Origin of the sequence: Azorhizobium oxalatiphilum (assembly GCF_014635325.1) — a bacterium.
Lineage (GTDB): Bacteria > Pseudomonadota > Alphaproteobacteria > Rhizobiales > Xanthobacteraceae > Azorhizobium > Azorhizobium oxalatiphilum.
The window spans coordinates 459113-473862 of record NZ_BMCT01000004.1 but is presented as its reverse complement, the minus strand read 5'-3'; the positions used below and the strand labels follow the sequence as shown (position 1 = coordinate 473862).

At 65.3% G+C, this 14750-nt stretch carries 12 protein-coding genes; 1 reads left to right on the top strand and 11 read right to left on the bottom strand.

Annotated features, from left to right (window positions below; all coding sequences use genetic code 11):
* Positions 1 to 20 precede the first annotated feature (20 nt).
* Genes cyoD through cyoA form a run of 4 tightly spaced genes read right to left on the bottom strand, consistent with a single transcriptional unit; the run spans position 21 to position 4214 of the window.
* A complete protein-coding gene (gene cyoD, locus IEW24_RS16525) occupies positions 21 to 410 on the bottom strand; it encodes a cytochrome o ubiquinol oxidase subunit IV (protein ID WP_188580561.1) in 390 nt (129 codons plus the stop codon).
* The gene (gene cyoC, locus IEW24_RS16520; RefSeq protein WP_188580559.1) at positions 407 to 1033 is read right to left on the bottom strand and encodes a cytochrome o ubiquinol oxidase subunit III; all 627 of its coding nucleotides are present in this window, start codon (positions 1031 to 1033) and stop codon (positions 407 to 409) included. The genes cyoD and cyoC overlap by 4 nt, the downstream gene beginning before the upstream one ends.
* Positions 1030 to 3042: a cytochrome o ubiquinol oxidase subunit I gene (gene cyoB, locus IEW24_RS16515; RefSeq protein ID WP_188580557.1), complete on the bottom strand. Its 2013-nt coding sequence runs from the start codon at positions 3040 to 3042 to the stop codon at positions 1030 to 1032. Before cyoB ends, cyoC begins: the two co-directional genes overlap by 4 nt.
* Before the next feature lie 11 nt (positions 3043 to 3053).
* Positions 3054 to 4214, bottom strand: coding sequence for a ubiquinol oxidase subunit II (gene cyoA / locus IEW24_RS16510; RefSeq protein ID WP_188580556.1), 1161 nt, complete (start codon positions 4212 to 4214; stop codon positions 3054 to 3056).
* A gap of 187 nt (positions 4215 to 4401) precedes the next feature.
* Here cyoA and IEW24_RS16505 point away from each other — a divergent pair, with 187 nt between their 5' ends.
* Entirely contained in the window at positions 4402 to 5718 is a 1317-nt protein-coding gene (locus IEW24_RS16505) for an MFS transporter (protein WP_188580554.1), read from the top strand.
* Positions 5719 to 5791: 73 nt separating this feature from the next.
* Here the strand turns inward: IEW24_RS16505 and IEW24_RS16500 are convergent, their stop codons facing one another.
* From IEW24_RS16500 to IEW24_RS16470, 7 genes are all read right to left on the bottom strand, one after another.
* Complete coding sequence (locus IEW24_RS16500; protein WP_188580552.1) at positions 5792 to 6787, bottom strand: D-2-hydroxyacid dehydrogenase; 996 nt, start codon at positions 6785 to 6787, stop codon at positions 5792 to 5794.
* Between the two features lie 5 nt (positions 6788 to 6792).
* The gene (gene tkt / locus IEW24_RS16495) at positions 6793 to 8802 is read right to left on the bottom strand and encodes a transketolase (RefSeq protein WP_188580550.1); all 2010 of its coding nucleotides are present in this window, start codon (positions 8800 to 8802) and stop codon (positions 6793 to 6795) included.
* Between the two features lie 59 nt (positions 8803 to 8861).
* On the bottom strand, positions 8862 to 10739 hold the full coding sequence (locus tag IEW24_RS16490; protein WP_188580548.1) for a TRAP transporter large permease: 1878 nt from the start codon (positions 10737 to 10739) through the stop codon (positions 8862 to 8864).
* Between the two features lie 5 nt (positions 10740 to 10744).
* A complete protein-coding gene (locus IEW24_RS16485; protein ID WP_188580546.1) occupies positions 10745 to 11782 on the bottom strand; it encodes a TRAP transporter substrate-binding protein in 1038 nt (345 codons plus the stop codon).
* Between the two features lie 72 nt (positions 11783 to 11854).
* Positions 11855 to 12736 carry an NAD(P)-dependent oxidoreductase gene (locus IEW24_RS16480; RefSeq protein WP_188580544.1) on the bottom strand — a complete coding sequence of 294 codons (882 nt, stop codon included), beginning with the start codon at positions 12734 to 12736 and terminating at the stop codon, positions 11855 to 11857.
* A 122-nt stretch (positions 12737 to 12858) separates the two neighbouring features.
* Complete coding sequence (locus IEW24_RS16475) at positions 12859 to 13881, bottom strand: transketolase family protein (protein WP_188580542.1); 1023 nt, start codon at positions 13879 to 13881, stop codon at positions 12859 to 12861.
* Positions 13878 to 14723 (bottom strand): transketolase, encoded by an 846-nt coding sequence (locus tag IEW24_RS16470; RefSeq protein ID WP_188580540.1) that lies wholly within the window; start codon positions 14721 to 14723, stop codon positions 13878 to 13880. The genes IEW24_RS16475 and IEW24_RS16470 overlap by 4 nt, the downstream gene beginning before the upstream one ends.
* Positions 14724 to 14750 lie beyond the last annotated feature (27 nt).

Here is a 14750-nt window from a genome sequence, read left to right as displayed (position 1 = left end):
CCCCGTTCCATCCGATGTCGTCACGGCATTTTGCTCATGTCGTGCGTGGGCATCATGTTGGCATGCAGGTGATGCATGACCCAGAGCGAGCCGGAGAGCGCGATCACCACGATCACCACCGTGAAGATCAGGGCCAGCATGTTCCAGCCGCCCTCGGAGCGCGGGTTCATATGGAGGAAGTACACCATATGGACCACGATCTGGACCGCAGCCAGCCCCATGACGATGAAGCCGGTGAGCTGGGGATTGCCCAGCTTGCCCGTCATCACCAGCCAGAACGGGATGGCGGTCAGCACCACCGAGAGGAAGAAGCCAATCAGATAGCTCTTCATCGAGCCATGGCTGTGGCCGTCCCCATGCGCATGATCATGGCCGTGCGCGTTGCCGTGTGCGTGGGCTTCAGAGCTCATCGCAGCACTCCCATCAGATAGACGAAGGTGAAGACGCCGATCCAGATCACGTCCAGGAAATGCCAGAACATGGACAGGCACATCAGGCGACGCTGGTTGGCCAGGATCAGGCCCTTGCGGCTGACCTGGACCATCAGCGTGACCAGCCAGATCAGGCCGAAGGTCACGTGAAGGCCGTGGGTGCCCACAAGGGTAAAGAAGGACGACAGGAAGGCGCTGCGCTGGGGGCCGGCGCCTTCATGGATCATGTGGTGGAACTCGTAGAGCTCGATCCCGAGAAAGGCGAGACCGAACAGGCCGGTGATCGCGAGCCAGAGGAGCACCTTCGAGGTGTTGCCCTTCACCATCTCCAGCATGGCGAAGCCATAGGTGATGGAGGAGAACAGCAGCATGGCGGTGTTGATCGCCACGAGGTTCAGATCGAACAGATCCTTGGGGCCCGGACCCGCCGCGTAATTGCCGCCCAGCACGCCGAAGGCGGCGAACAGCATCGCGAAGATGAGACAATCGCTCATCAGGTAGATCCAGAACCCAAGGGACGTGGAGTGTCCCTCGGGATGCGGATGCTCGTCGACTTCGTAGAAGACGGGCTCGCCGGACTGCGGCGTTACAGCGGTGCTCATGCGTTCACCTGCGATGCGAGGAGGCGGGTCCGCTCCTCCTCGGTCCGCGTCACGACGTCAGCAGGGATGTCGAAGTCGCGGTTGTAGTTGAAGGTATGCCCGATGGCGATGGCGACGAGGGCGATGAAGCTCAGGGCGGCCAGCCACCACATGTACCAGATCAGACCGAAGCCCATGGCCACGCTGCAGGCAGCGAGCAGAACGCCGGTACCGGTGTTCTTCGGCATGTGGATCGGCTTGTAGCCGGTCAGCGGGCGCTTGTAGCCGCGCTTCTTCATGTCCCACCACGCATCGCTGTCATGGATGACCGGCGTGAAGGCGAAGTTGTAGTCCGGCGGAGGCGAGGAGGTCGCCCACTCCAGGGTCCGCGCATCCCACGGGTCGCCCGTGGTGTCACGCAGCTGATCGCGCTTCAGGATCGAGACGCCAATCTGGATGATGAAGGACAGGATGCCCAGCGCCACGAGGAACGCGCCGAACGCCGCGATCTGGAACCAGATCTGGAGCGACGGATCGTCGAACACGCGCAGGCGGCGGGTCACGCCCATCAAGCCGAGCACGTAGAGCGGCGTGAAGGCGAACCAGTAGCCCACCAGCCAGAACCAGAAGGACATCTTGCCCCAGAACGGATCGAGGCGGAAACCGAAGGCCTTCGGGAACCAGAAGTAGATGCCGGCGAACAGGCCGAACACCACGCCGCCGATGATGACGTTGTGGAAGTGGGCCACCAGGAACAGGCTGTTGTGCAGCACGAAGTCCGCGGGGGGCACCGCCAGCAGCACGCCGGTCATGCCGCCGACCGCGAAGGTCAGCATGAAGGCGACCGTGTACATCATGGGCACTTCGAACCGGATGCGCCCGCGATACATGGTGAAGAGCCAGTTGAACATCTTCGCCCCTGTCGGGATGGAGATGATCATTGTCGTGATCCCGAAGAACGAGTTCACGCTGGCACCGGAGCCCATGGTGAAGAAGTGATGCAGCCACACCAGGTACGAGAGGATGGTAATAACCACCGTCGCGTAAACCATGGAAGTGTAGCCGAACAGGCGCTTGCCGGTGAAGGTCGAAGTGACCTCCGAGAAGATGCCGAACGCGGGCAGAACCAGGATGTAGACCTCCGGGTGGCCCCAGATCCAGATCAGGTTCACGTACAGCATCGGGCTGCCGCCCAGATCGCTGGTGAAGAAGTTCGTGCCGACGTAGCGGTCAAGCGACAGCAGGGCGAGCACGGCCGTGAGCACCGGGAAGGTGGCAACGATCAGCACGTTGGTGCAGAGCGAGGTCCAGGTGAAGACGGGCATCTTCATCATGGTCATGCCCGGGGCGCGCATCTTTACGATGGTGCAGATGAGGTTCACGCCCGAGAGCGTTGTGCCCACACCTGCCACCTGCAGGCCCCAGATATAGTAATCGACACCCACGTCCGGACTGTAGCTGATGCCCGACAGCGGCGGATACGCCAGCCAGCCGGTCTTGGCGAACTCGCCAATGAACAGCGACATCATGATCAGGACCGCGCCGCCGACCGTCATCCAGAAGCTGAAGTTGTTCAGGAACGGGAAGGACACGTCGCGCGCGCCGATCTGCAGCGGCACCACGTAGTTCATGAGACCCGTGACCAGAGGCATGGCCACGAAGAAGATCATGATCACGCCGTGCGCCGTGAAGACCTGGTCGTAATGGTGTGCCGGCAGATAACCATCGGAGCCGTTGAAGGCCATGGCCTGCTGGAGGCGCATCATGACCGCGTCGGCAAAGCCGCGCAGCAGCATGATGATGCCGAGCACCATGTACATGATGCCGATCTTCTTGTGATCCACGCTGGTGAACCACTCCTTCCAGAGATAGCCCCAGAGGCGGAAGTAGGTGAGCAGGCCGAGAACCACGATGCCGCCCGTGGCCACCACCGCGAAGGTGGCGACCAGGATGGGCTCGTGGAACGGCAGGCTCTCGAGCGTAAGGCGCCCGAAAATCGGGCTTACGGGAACGTTAGTTGGAGCGACCATGACGCCTCGCGTCAGATATTGGAGGGGCGCAGGGTCGGCAGCTGAACGGCCGACGGTGCGCTGATGGGGGTAAATCCGGCGGGCTGGCCGCCGCCGATGACGCGGGCGCCGCCGACAGACAGCGGAGCCGAGGCGGCAGCGCTGAGGTCTTCCGGCGCACACAGGCCGACCACGAAGGTCTGCTGGCCGCCGAACACGGTGCTGCCGCGACGGGCATACTTGTCATAGGTCAGCGAGAGCATGCTGCGAGCGCTGTCGAGGCCGAGACCGCCCTTGGCGTCGAGGGCCATCATGTCGCTGGAGCACATCTTGCCCGGCTCGACGCACATGTTGACGACCGCCTTGAACAGGGCCGGGTCAACGGTCGGATAGAAGTGGACAGGCACCTTCTCGCTCGGGCGTTCGAGCTGGAGATAGACCTGCCGGGTCAGGGCGCCGTCCTTGCCCGCCTTCACGCCAGCCACCCAGCCGTCGAAGTCGGCGGTGGAGAGGCCCTTGAATTCGAACTGCATGTGAGTGAAGCCGGCGCCGCTGTAGTTGGCGGAGAAGCCGCGGTAGGTACCGGCCTTGTTGATGACCGCGTGCAGCTTCGTCTCCATGCCGGGCATGGTGTAGATCTGGCCAGCCAGCGCCGGGACGAAGAAGGAGTTCATCACCGAGGAGGCCGTCAGGCTGAAGGTGATGGGCCGATCCACGGGGGCCGCCATCTCGTTCAGCGTCGCGACGCCGTATTCGGGGTAGATGAACAGCCACTTCCAGTCGAGCGCGACCACCTGCACCTCAAGCGGCTTGGTGCCGGCTGCGACCTGCTGAGTCGGGGAGATGCGGTCCAGCGGACGGTAGGGATCGAGCAAATGCGTGGCGATCCAGGTCAGGGCGCCAAGGCAGATGATGATCAGGAGGGGAGCGGACCAGATCAGCAGCTCCAGCTTGGTGGAGTGATGCCAGTCCGGCTCATACTTCGCTTCCGTGTTGCCCTTCCGGTACTTCCAGGCAAACAGCACGGTCGTGATCATCACGGGAATGATGATCAGCAGCATCAGAATCGTGGAGATCACGATCAGATCGCGTTGCTGCGCAGCGATATCGCCGGACGGATGAAGAACGACGAGGTTGCAGCCGCACAAGACCGCAAGCAGCGGTAATACGGCGAGAAATCTTAAGCGCCTCACTGGAGCACCTGCCTAGGGGTTCGCATGGTGCGGTTTGGCTAGCCGCAGTGCAGCATAAGGGACATTGGACAATTTGCCCAAGGCGTCCGTAATCTACTGTAAGGGAAAGGGCTTGTCGCGTTACCCAGAACAATCGGAACGAGGCGGCACTTTCCTGGGTTCGAGTATCAAGTAGGGAGCTTGAAGCATGACCCAGCCAGCGTCGACGATGGAGCATGATGCGGTCCTCCTTCACAGCACGGGAGGACGGGTCGATCCCGGGGACATCGCCATAGGCGTGATCATCGGTCGCACCTCGGAATTTTTCGATTTCTTCGTCTATGCGATCGCCTCGGTGATCGTCTTTCCCAAGCTGCTTTTCCCCAGTCTCGATCCCCTCACGGGCACGCTCTACTCCTTCGCCATCTTCCCCCTGGCCTTCATCGCCCGGCCATTTGGCACAGCTCTTTTCCTCGCAATTGACCGGAATCAAGGACGCACCGCCAAGCTGACAGGTGCCCTGTTCCTGCTGGGCACCTCCACCGTGGCCATCGCCTTCCTGCCGTCGCGGGACGACATCGGCATCCATGCCGTCTGGCTGCTGGCCTTCGCCCGCATCCTGCAAGGGCTGGCCTGGGGCGGCACATGGGACGGCCTCGCCCCGCTGCTGGCCATGAATGCGCCGGCCGAGAGCCGTGGCTGGTACACCATGCTGCCGCAGCTCGGCGCGCCCCTCGGCCTCATCGTGGCCAGCGTCCTGTTCGTCTTCTTCGCCGCCAACCTGTCGGACGCGGACTTCTATTCCTGGGGCTGGCGCTATCCCTTCTTCGTGGCCTTCGCCATCAACGTGGTGGCGCTGTTCGCCCGCCTGCGCATGGCGGTGACGCCGGAATATGAGGAAGCCTTCGAGCGCGGCGACCTGCAACCTGCCCCCGTGGAGGAGACCCTGCGGGAAGAAGGGGCCGGTATCGCCATCGGCGCCTTCGCGCCGCTGGCCACCTTCGCCCTGTTCCACATGGTGACGGTGTTCCCGCTGTCCTGGGTCTATCTCTTCACCGCCGAGGGAGCGACGCGTTTCCTTGTGGTTGAGGCCTTTGGCGCGGTAGTCGGCATGTTCGCCATCATCGCGTCCGGGCGAATCGCCGACAGGGTCGGCCGGCGCACGCTGCTGGGCGGCAGTGCCGTGGCCATCGCCGTGTTCAGCGGCTTCGCCCCGCAACTGCTGAACGGCGGCCTGATCGGCGAAGCGCTGTTCATGCTGTTGGGCTTCATCCTGCTGGGCGTGTCCTTCGGTCAGTCCTCCGGCGCCATCGCCTCGCGATTCGCCAATCGCTATCGCTACACGGCCTCGGCACTGACCAACGACTTCGCCTGGCTGGTGGGCGCCGGCTTCGCCCCTCTGGCCGCCCTGTTCCTGTCGAGCCATCTCGGCCTGCTGGCGGCCGGTGCCTACCTGCTATCGGGCGCCGTCATCACCCTGCTCGCTCTGCGCCTCAACAAGCGCATCGAGATGGCCGGCGGCTGAAAACAAAGAGGGCGGGCGCTTCCGGCGCCCGCCCTTCAACTTTTCCCGCCCCTTACCTGACGTCGCAAGCGACTCAGCCCGTCACCAGATTGACGGGCTTTCCTGCTGCAAACGCCTCGATATTAGCGATGAGCTGGTCAGCCAGCGCCTGCTGTGCCTCGCTGGAGGCCCAGGCGGTGTGAGGCGTGACGATGACGTTAGGGCGCCGGGCGATGCGCATCAGCGGGCTGTCGGCGGGCGGCGGCTCCGGCAGGGTAACGTCGAACCCGGCTCCCGCGATCAATCCCTTGTCCAACGCACGCTCCAGCGCATGCTCGTCCACGAGGCCGCCACGGGCGGTGTTCACCAGCAGCGGCTTCCGCTTCATGCGCGCGAACTCGGCATCGCCGATGAGGCCGCGCGTTTCCGACGTCAGTGGACAATGCAGGCTGAGTACGTCCGCGGTCTCGATCACCTCCTCGAAGGGCAGGTAGCCGGCCCGCGTCTCCCCTGCCCCCTTCCGGCCTGCAAAGACCACATCCATGCCGAAGGCCCGGCCGAGGGCCGCCACCTGTCCGCCAAGGTCGCCGGAGCCGAACAGGCCGAGCCGCCGTCCATGCAGATCGGAGATGGGGTGTGAGAAGAAACAGAACTGCCCTGCCGCCTGCCACGCCCCATCGATCACGTCCTGCCGATAGGGCACCAGGGCCCGCGACAATGCGAGAATGAGGGCGAAGGTATGCTCGGGTACGGTCGCCTTGGCATAGCCGCGCACGTTGCACACGGCGATGCCGGCTTCGGCGCAGGCGGCCTTGTCCACGCAGTCCGTGCCGGTCGCCGCCACCGCAACCAGCTTCAGGCGCGGCAGGCGGGCGATGACTTCGGCGGTCAGCTTCACCTTGTTGAGGATGAGGATGTCTGCCTCATGGGCCCGTGCCTGCACCTCGGAGGTCGCGGTACGGTCGTGGGCAACCCATTCGTGGGGGAAGTTCGGGTGCCGAAGAGCGATGCCGGGGGCGAGCGTCTCCCGATCCAGAAAGACGACGCGCAACGGCGCCGCCTCACCGGGCACGAGCGGCGGCGCGGTCATGGCGGTCACAGTCGTGCGCGGGCAGCACCTGCCACCGCCTCCGCCGTGATACCGAAATGCTCGAAGAGCTGGTCTCCCGGCCCGGAGGCGCCAAAGCCCCTCATACCGACAAAGCCGCCTTCCAGCCCGATCCAGCGTTCCCAGCCAAGCTTCACAGCCGCCTCCACCGCTATCCGCACCACGCCCGACCCAAGCACCTCGGCCTGATAGGCCTCGGGCTGATCTTCGAACACCTCCCAGCATGGCATGGAAACAACGGCGGTAGACACCCCTTCGGCCTGCAGCAACGCGCGGGCAGCAAGCGCCACGCTCACCTCGGAACCGGTGGCGAGCAGTGTCACCCGGCGGGCACCACCCTCCCCTTCCACCAGCACATAGGCGCCACGCGCGGACTTGTTCTCTCCGGCATCCCTGCGCACCGTCGGCAGCGCCTGACGCGAGCAGATCATGGACGACGGCCCATGCTTCCGGCTGAGCGCCACCTCCCAGCACTCCGCTGTCTCCACCGCATCGGCGGGGCGGAACACGGCCATGTTGGGCATGGCGCGGAGCGAGGCGAGATATTCTACCGGCTGGTGGGTCGGGCCGTTCTTGCCGATGCCGATGCTGTCATGGCTGTAGATGGTGATCACCGGCAGTTCCATGAGCGCCGACATGCGCAGCGGCGGGCGCATGTAATCGGAGAACACCAGATAGGTGGCGCCCAGCGGCAGCACACCGCCATGGGCCACCATACCGTTCATCATGGAGCCCATGGCATGCTCGCGGATGCCATAGTGGATATAGCGGCCGGAATTGTCGGCGGCCGTGAAGGCGGCAAGGCCGCGCTTGCAATTGGTGGGGCCTTCCAGATCGGGCGCGCCGGGCAACAGCTCCGGGATGAGACCGGCGATCAGGTCCACGATCTCCGCAGTGGACTGATTGGTGGACTGGCTGGGTGCCGCCTCGGCCATGGCACGCGCCTGCGCCGCCAGAGCCTCGATCACGCCTTCCGGCAAATCCCCGCGCTGGGCACGCTCGAACAGCGCCCGCTTGTCTGCCGGCAGCGCCGCCACGCGCGCCTTCCAGGCCACATAGGCCGGATGGTTGCGGCCATCCACGCCCTCGCGCCAAGCCTGTGCCACGTCAGCGGGTACTTCGAACGGGCCGGCGGTCCAACCGGCCGCCGCGCGGGCCTCGGTCAGATCCTCCGCGAAGACGCGGCCACCATGGGCGCCACGCTTGTCCTCAAGGCGCGGCAGGCCCTTGCCGATCAGGGTACGGCAGGCGATCAGGGTCGGGCGCGGATCCTGATTAGCCAGCAGCAGGGCAGCGGACACTGCCTCCACATCATGGCCGTCAGCGTCGATCACCTGCCAGCCGGCGACCCGGAAGCGGCCCCGGACATCCTCCGAGATGGAGAAGTCCGTGACGCCGTCATCGGTCATGTGGTTGTCGTCCCACAGGAAGCAGAGCTTGCCCAGACGCAGGTGGCCGGCCAGCGAGATCACCTCATGGGCGACGCCCTCCATCAGGCAGCCATCGCCCACCAGCGCATAGGTGCGGTGGTCCACGATCTCTGACCCGAAGGTGGCGGAGAGCCACGCCTCGGCCACTGCCATGCCCACCGCATTGGCGATGCCCTGCCCCAGCGGACCGGTCGTCACCTCGATGCCGAGATCCACGTCCCGCTCGGGATGGCCGTGGGTGTGGGACCCCAGCTCACGGAAGGCGCGGATCTGCTCGATGGGCATCCCGGCATAACCGGAAAGATGGAGCAGCGCGTAGATCAGCATGGAGCCGTGGCCATTCGACAGCACGAAGCGATCACGGTCAGGCCAATGGGGATCGGCGGGGTTGCACTTCAGGTGCCGGGTGAAGAGCGCCGTGGCGACTTCCGCACCGCCCAGCGGGGCGCCGGGATGGCCGTCGGCGGCGCGCTCGATGGCATCCAGCGCGAGGAAGCGGATGGCATCCGCCATCCGGCGGGAGGTGACGCCGGAGGCGGCCGGCACCGGATTATCCAGCTTGGACATGACACAGGTCCTCCTGCCCCGCGCTCGCGCGCGGGGTTGATCAAGGCAAGGAATGGGCTTCAGGACAGGAAGCCGATGGAGATCCAGGGAATGGCCGCAACCAGCGCGAGGCCGATGAGCAGCGCGATCATGTAGCCGACGATGGGCTTCATGCCTTCGTCAGGGTTCACGCCGCCGATGGCGGTGGCGCAGTAGTATCCGACGCCGAACGGCGGGGCGAAGAGGCCGACGCCCATGGCGAGGATGACCACCATGGCATAGTGCACCTCGTGGATGCCCATGCTGCGCGCGATGGGGAACAGCAGCGGACCGAACAGGACGATGGCCGGGATGCCCTCCAGCACGCTGCCGAGGATGATGAAGGCCACGATGGAAACCACCATGAAGGTGGCCGCCCCGCCCGGCAGACCGGCCATGATCCGCGCCAGTTCCTGCGAGAAGCCGGACTGGGTGAGCGCCCAGGCCATGCCCGTGGCCGCACCGATGATCAGCAGGATCGCGCCGGACAAGGCCGCCGTGTCCGTCAGCATGGGCATGATGCGCGCCCAGTTGAACTGGCGGTAGATGACGAGGCCGACCACGATCGAATAGATGATGCCGATGGTGGACACCTCGGTGGCGGTGGCGACGCCTTCCATCACCGCGCCACGGATCACGAAGGGCAGAGCCACGGCGGGTGCCGCAATCAGCAGCGCACCGAGGATTTCCTTCATGGTCGCCTTCTTGACCCCGGACAGATCCTCGTTCCGGTAGCGCCAGCGCACCAGGAGGCAGAGGGCGATGCCCAGCACGATGCCCGGCATCATGCCGCCGGTGAACAGTGCGGCGATGGACACGCCCGTCACCGAACCGATGGTGATGAGCACGAGGCTGGGCGGAATGGTTTCAGTCTGGGCGCCGGTGGCCGCCAGCAGCGCCACCAGATCACCGGGCTTGGCCCCGCGCTTGATCATCTCCGGGAACAGCACCGGCGTCACCGCCGCCATGTCCGCCGCCTTGGAGCCGGAGATGCCCGAGACCAGATACATGGCCCCGATCAGCACATAGGACAGACCGCCACGCACATGGCCGAGCAGACTGGCGAGGAAGCCCACCATGGCCCGCGCCATGCCGGTCATCTCGATCAGCATGCCGAGGAACACGAACAGCGGCACGGAGAGCAGGATGAGATGGCTCATGCCCTCATCCATGCGGCCCACAACCACCACCAGCGGCGCATTGGTGGTGAAGGTCAGATAGGCCACCGTCGAGAGGCCGAAGGAGAAGGCGATGGGCACGCCGGCAAACACCGCCGCCGCCACCAGCCCCACGAAGAAGATCACCAGATTGTAGTTGCCGATGGTCTTCAGCATCGGCGAAGCGATCACGCCCAGAGCGATCAGGGCGACAAGACCGAGGATGACGGCCGCGAGCTGGGGCACGTGCACGGTGCGAACCAGTTTGAGCACGCACACCACGGCCATCAGCGCCATGCCCACCGGCAAAGCGGCTGCCTTCCAGGTATTCGGCACATCCATGGCCGGCAGCGTGACGAACATCTCGTCTTCCGCATATTCGATGGCCGGATGAAGCACCGCACAGAGGAAGACGAGAGGAGCTGCCACCGCCAGCAGTTCCAGCACGGGCCGCCAGCTCGCCGGCACCATGCCGACGAAAGCGGTCATGCGCATGTGGTCACCGCGCGAAAGCGCGATGACCGAGCCCAGCATGGCCAGCCAGATGAACATCACGGACGCGAGTTCATCGGACCAGACGATGGGCAGATGCAGGAAATAGCGTGCCACCACCCCGACGAACAGGATGATGATCTCCGCCAGAACGAGCAGGGCGGCAGGAATTTCCACGAGGCGGATGAGACCCGCCTCGAAGCGCAGGATCGCGCGGCGCCAGCCGGTGACGGCGCCCATATCTCCGGCTTTGACCACAGCGTGCGCCATGGGCGTCAGGCCAGCTTGCCGACGGCGGCTTCCAGCAGCCCCCAGGCTTCCGCGCCATACTTGCCCTTCCAGTCCGCATAGAAGGGGGTCTTGCTCAGCGCCGCACGGAACTTCTCGCGGTCCACGTCGATGAAGGTCATGCCCTTGGAGGTCAGATCCTGCCGCAGGGACTGGCTGAGCGCCGCGATATCGGCCCGCTCGTCCATGCCGGACTGGTCGAACTCCTTGACCACGAGGGCCTTCAGGTCATCCGGCAGCGCGGCCCAGGCGCGGCGGTTGCCGAGAATGTAATAGCCGTCCCACACATGACCGGTCATGGAGCAGTACTTCTGCACCTCATAGAGACGGGCCGATGCGGTGATGGCGAGCGGGTTCTCCTGCCCCTCGACCACCTTGGTCTGGAGCGCGGAATACAACTCGTTGAAGTTGATGGGCGTGGCGCTCGCCTCCAGCGACTTGAAGACCGAGGTCAGCATGGGCGCGGGCGGGACGCGGATCTTGAACCCCTTCAGGTCGTCCGGCGTCTTGATCTCGCGGGTGGACGAGGTGATCTGACGGAAGCCGTTGTCCCAGATCTTGATGGGCGCCACGAGACCGGCCTTGCCGATCTGGTCGCGGATGTAATTGCCGAGCGCGCCATCGGTGGCTTTCCAGACATGATCATAGTCGGGGAAGGCGAAGCCCGTGTTGTAGATGCCGGCCACCGGCACCAGCGTCGCGAGGATGGAGGTGGAGAGGTTGAACAGCTCCACGCCGCCGGAGCGCACCTGCGCCAGAAGATCGGTGTCGGAGCCAAGCTGATTGGCGGGGAACACCTTGATGTCGAGCCGGCCGTTGCTGGCCTTCAGGACGCGCTCGGCGGCTTCCTGGGCGCGCTTGTTCACCGGGTGGGTGGGATCCTGGCCGGTGGCGAGCTTGTAGGAGAATTCCGCCGCATTCGCGCGGCCGATGATGCCGACCAGCGGCACGGCGGCGCTGGCCGCGGCGGTGGCTGCGAGGAAATGCCGGCGGGTGAGCCCGAACGGTTTGCGCGTATTGGTCATTTTTCTCTCCCAGTGTGGCGGCCGCTTGTGCGGCTTCGGTCGGCTTTTTGGATCGGCGGTTTCAGACGAGGATCAGCGGGCCCTTCCCTGCAGGCTGCGGTAGGCACGGATGACCTGGCTGTCGTCCAGCGCGCCGAAGCCGGCGCCGGAGACGGACAGGAAGAGCTGATGGGCAAGGGCCGCCATGGGCAGCGCGGTCTTCGCGCCTGCGCCGGCTTCCAGCACGATGCCCAGATCCTTTACGAAGATGTCCACGGCGCTGGTCACATGCGGCGTATCCTCCAGCATGCGCGCGCCGCGATCCCGCAGCATCCAGCTGGAGGCGGCCGAGCCGCTGACGATATCGAGCATGGCCTCCAGATCGAGGTCCAGCTTCTCGGCCAGCGAGAGCGCTTCCGCCGCCACCGCAAGGTGTGCGCCACACAGGAGCTGGTTCACGGCTTTCGCCGTGGCGCCCTGCCCGGCCTTGGTGCCCACATGCACCACCTTGCCGCCCATGGCATCGAGCACGGGTTTCACCCGTGCGAACAGGTCCGGCGCGGCCGCCGTCATGATGGTGAGCGAGCCTGCCGCGGCGCCCACGACGCCGCCGGACACCGGAGCGTCCACGAAGGCGAAGCCGCGTGCCTCGACCTCCTGCGCGATGCCCTCTACCGCTGCAGGCGGGCAAGTGGCCATGAGGATGATGGTGGCGCCTGCCTTCAGCGTGTCGAGTGCGCCGCTGGTGAACAGGATCTGCCGGGCCTGCGCGGCGTTCACCACCATGAGGATGGCGCTGTCAGCTCCCTCGCAGGCGCTGGCCGCATCCGGCGCGGCAGTGCCGCCTGCCGCCGCCAGTGTCTGCCCCGCCTCGGCGCGCAGATCGCTGCCGCGGACCTCGAAGCCGTGTTTCACGAGATTAGTGGCCATGGGCAGGCCCATGGAGCCGAGGCCGATAAAGCCGATTGACGTCATTTGTCCTCCCGAGGCGCCCTTAAGGCTCCGTGGCCGGCCGCCTCTGTCGGGCGGCTCTGGCCGATGTCACTCCGGGCGAAGCCGCCCGGAGGTATTCTTCCCGTCGGCGTCCGCGACCCGGCTTACTTGCCGAGCCACTCCTTCACGCGCTCGGTCACGGCCGGCGTGGAGATGCCATAGCGATCGTGCAGGGTCGGCAGCGCGCCGGCGTCGAGGAAGGCGTCCGGCAGGCCCACGTGCCGGAAGGCCGGATGCACGCCGCTCAGCATCAGCAGGCGGGCCACCGCCTCGCCGAGTCCGCCGATGACGGAATGGTTCTCCATCACGACCACCAGCCGGCCGGGCTTGGCAGCGGCCTTGAGGATGGCCTCCTCGTCCAGCGGCTTGATGGTGGGCACGTGGAGCACACCGGCCTCGATGCGGTCCTTGCGCAGCGCATCGGCGGCTTCCAGTGCCCGCATGGTCATGAAGCCGGTGGACACGAACAGAACGTCCGCTCCGTCGCGCAACAGCGCCGCCTTGCCGAGCTGGAAGCGGTAGTTGTACTCGTCCAGCACCAGCGGAACGTTGCCGCGCAGGAGGCGCATGTAGACCGGACCGGGATGGTCGGCGATGGCCGGCACAGCCTGCTCGATGTCCAGCGCATCGCAGGGATCCACGATGGTCAGGTTCGGCATGGCGCGGAAGATGGCGAGATCGTCCGTGGCCTGATGGCTCGGGCCATAGCCGGTGGTGAGGCCCGGCAGGGCGCACACGATCTTCACCGGCAGATCTTCTTCCGCGATCGCCATGCAGATGAAGTCATAGGTGCGCCGGGCGGCGAACACCGCATAGGTGGTGGCGAAGGGCACGCAGCCCTCACGCGCCATGCCGGCGGCGGCGGACATGAGCAACTGCTCGGCCATGCCCATCTGGTAATAGCGATCCGGATGCGCCTGCCCGAAGATGTGCAGGTCCGTATACTTGCCCAGATCCGCCGTGAGGCCGACGATTTCGGGCCGCTCGTTCGCCAGCGCTACCAGCGCGTGGCCGAAGGGCGCCGCCTTGGTGCGCTGGCCCTCGCCGGCGATGGAGGCGATCATCGCGGAGGTGGTGAGGCGCGGCTTGCTGGCGTCCTGCGCTGCGAAGACTTTCTTGGTGCTCATGACGCGAACTCCGCATCGAGGACGGCAATGGCCGTGTCCCACTCGTCGGCATCAACCCGGATGAAATGGTTCTTGTCGCGGGTTTCGAGGAAGGGCACGCCCTTGCCCATCAGCGTGTCGCAGATGATGACGCGCGGCTCGGGACCGGTGTGGGCGCGGGCGGCATCGAAGGCCTTCACCAGCGCATCGAGATCGTTGCCATTCACCCGCTGGGAGAACCAGCCGAAGGCTTTCCACTTGTCCAGCAGCGGCTCGCAGGAGAGCACGTTGGCAGGAGGGCCATCCGCCTGCTGGTTGTTCACGTCCACGATGGCGATGAGGTTGTCCAGCTTCCAGTGGGCGGCGGACAAGGCCGCTTCCCAGGTGGAGCCTTCACCCAGCTCGCCATCGGAGAGCAGGTTGTAGACGAAGGAGGACGACTTCTTGCGCTTGAGGCCGAGGCAGGCGCCGATGGCGATGGGCAGGCCCTGCCCCAGCGAGCCGCCGGTGATCTCCATGCCGGGCGTATAGGTCGCCATGCCGGACATGGGCAGGCGGCTGTCGTCGCCGCCATAGGTCTCCAGTTCCTCGCGCGGGATCACGCCGGCCTCGATCAGCACCGCATAGAGCGCGATCGCGTAATGGCCGATGGAGAGATAGAAGCGGTCACGCCCCTCCCATTCCGGATCTTCCGGACGGTGGTTCATGGCGTGGAAGTAGGACACCGCCAGAATGTCTGCGACATCAAGGGCCTGGGCGATATAGCCCTGCCCCTGCACCTTGCCCATCTGGAGCGCGGTCTTGCGGATATCGTGGGCCTTTTCGGCAAGCTGCCGATTATGCCCGAGCGAGGCTGAAGTCATGATTTGAGCATCCTTGAAGGGGCGCGC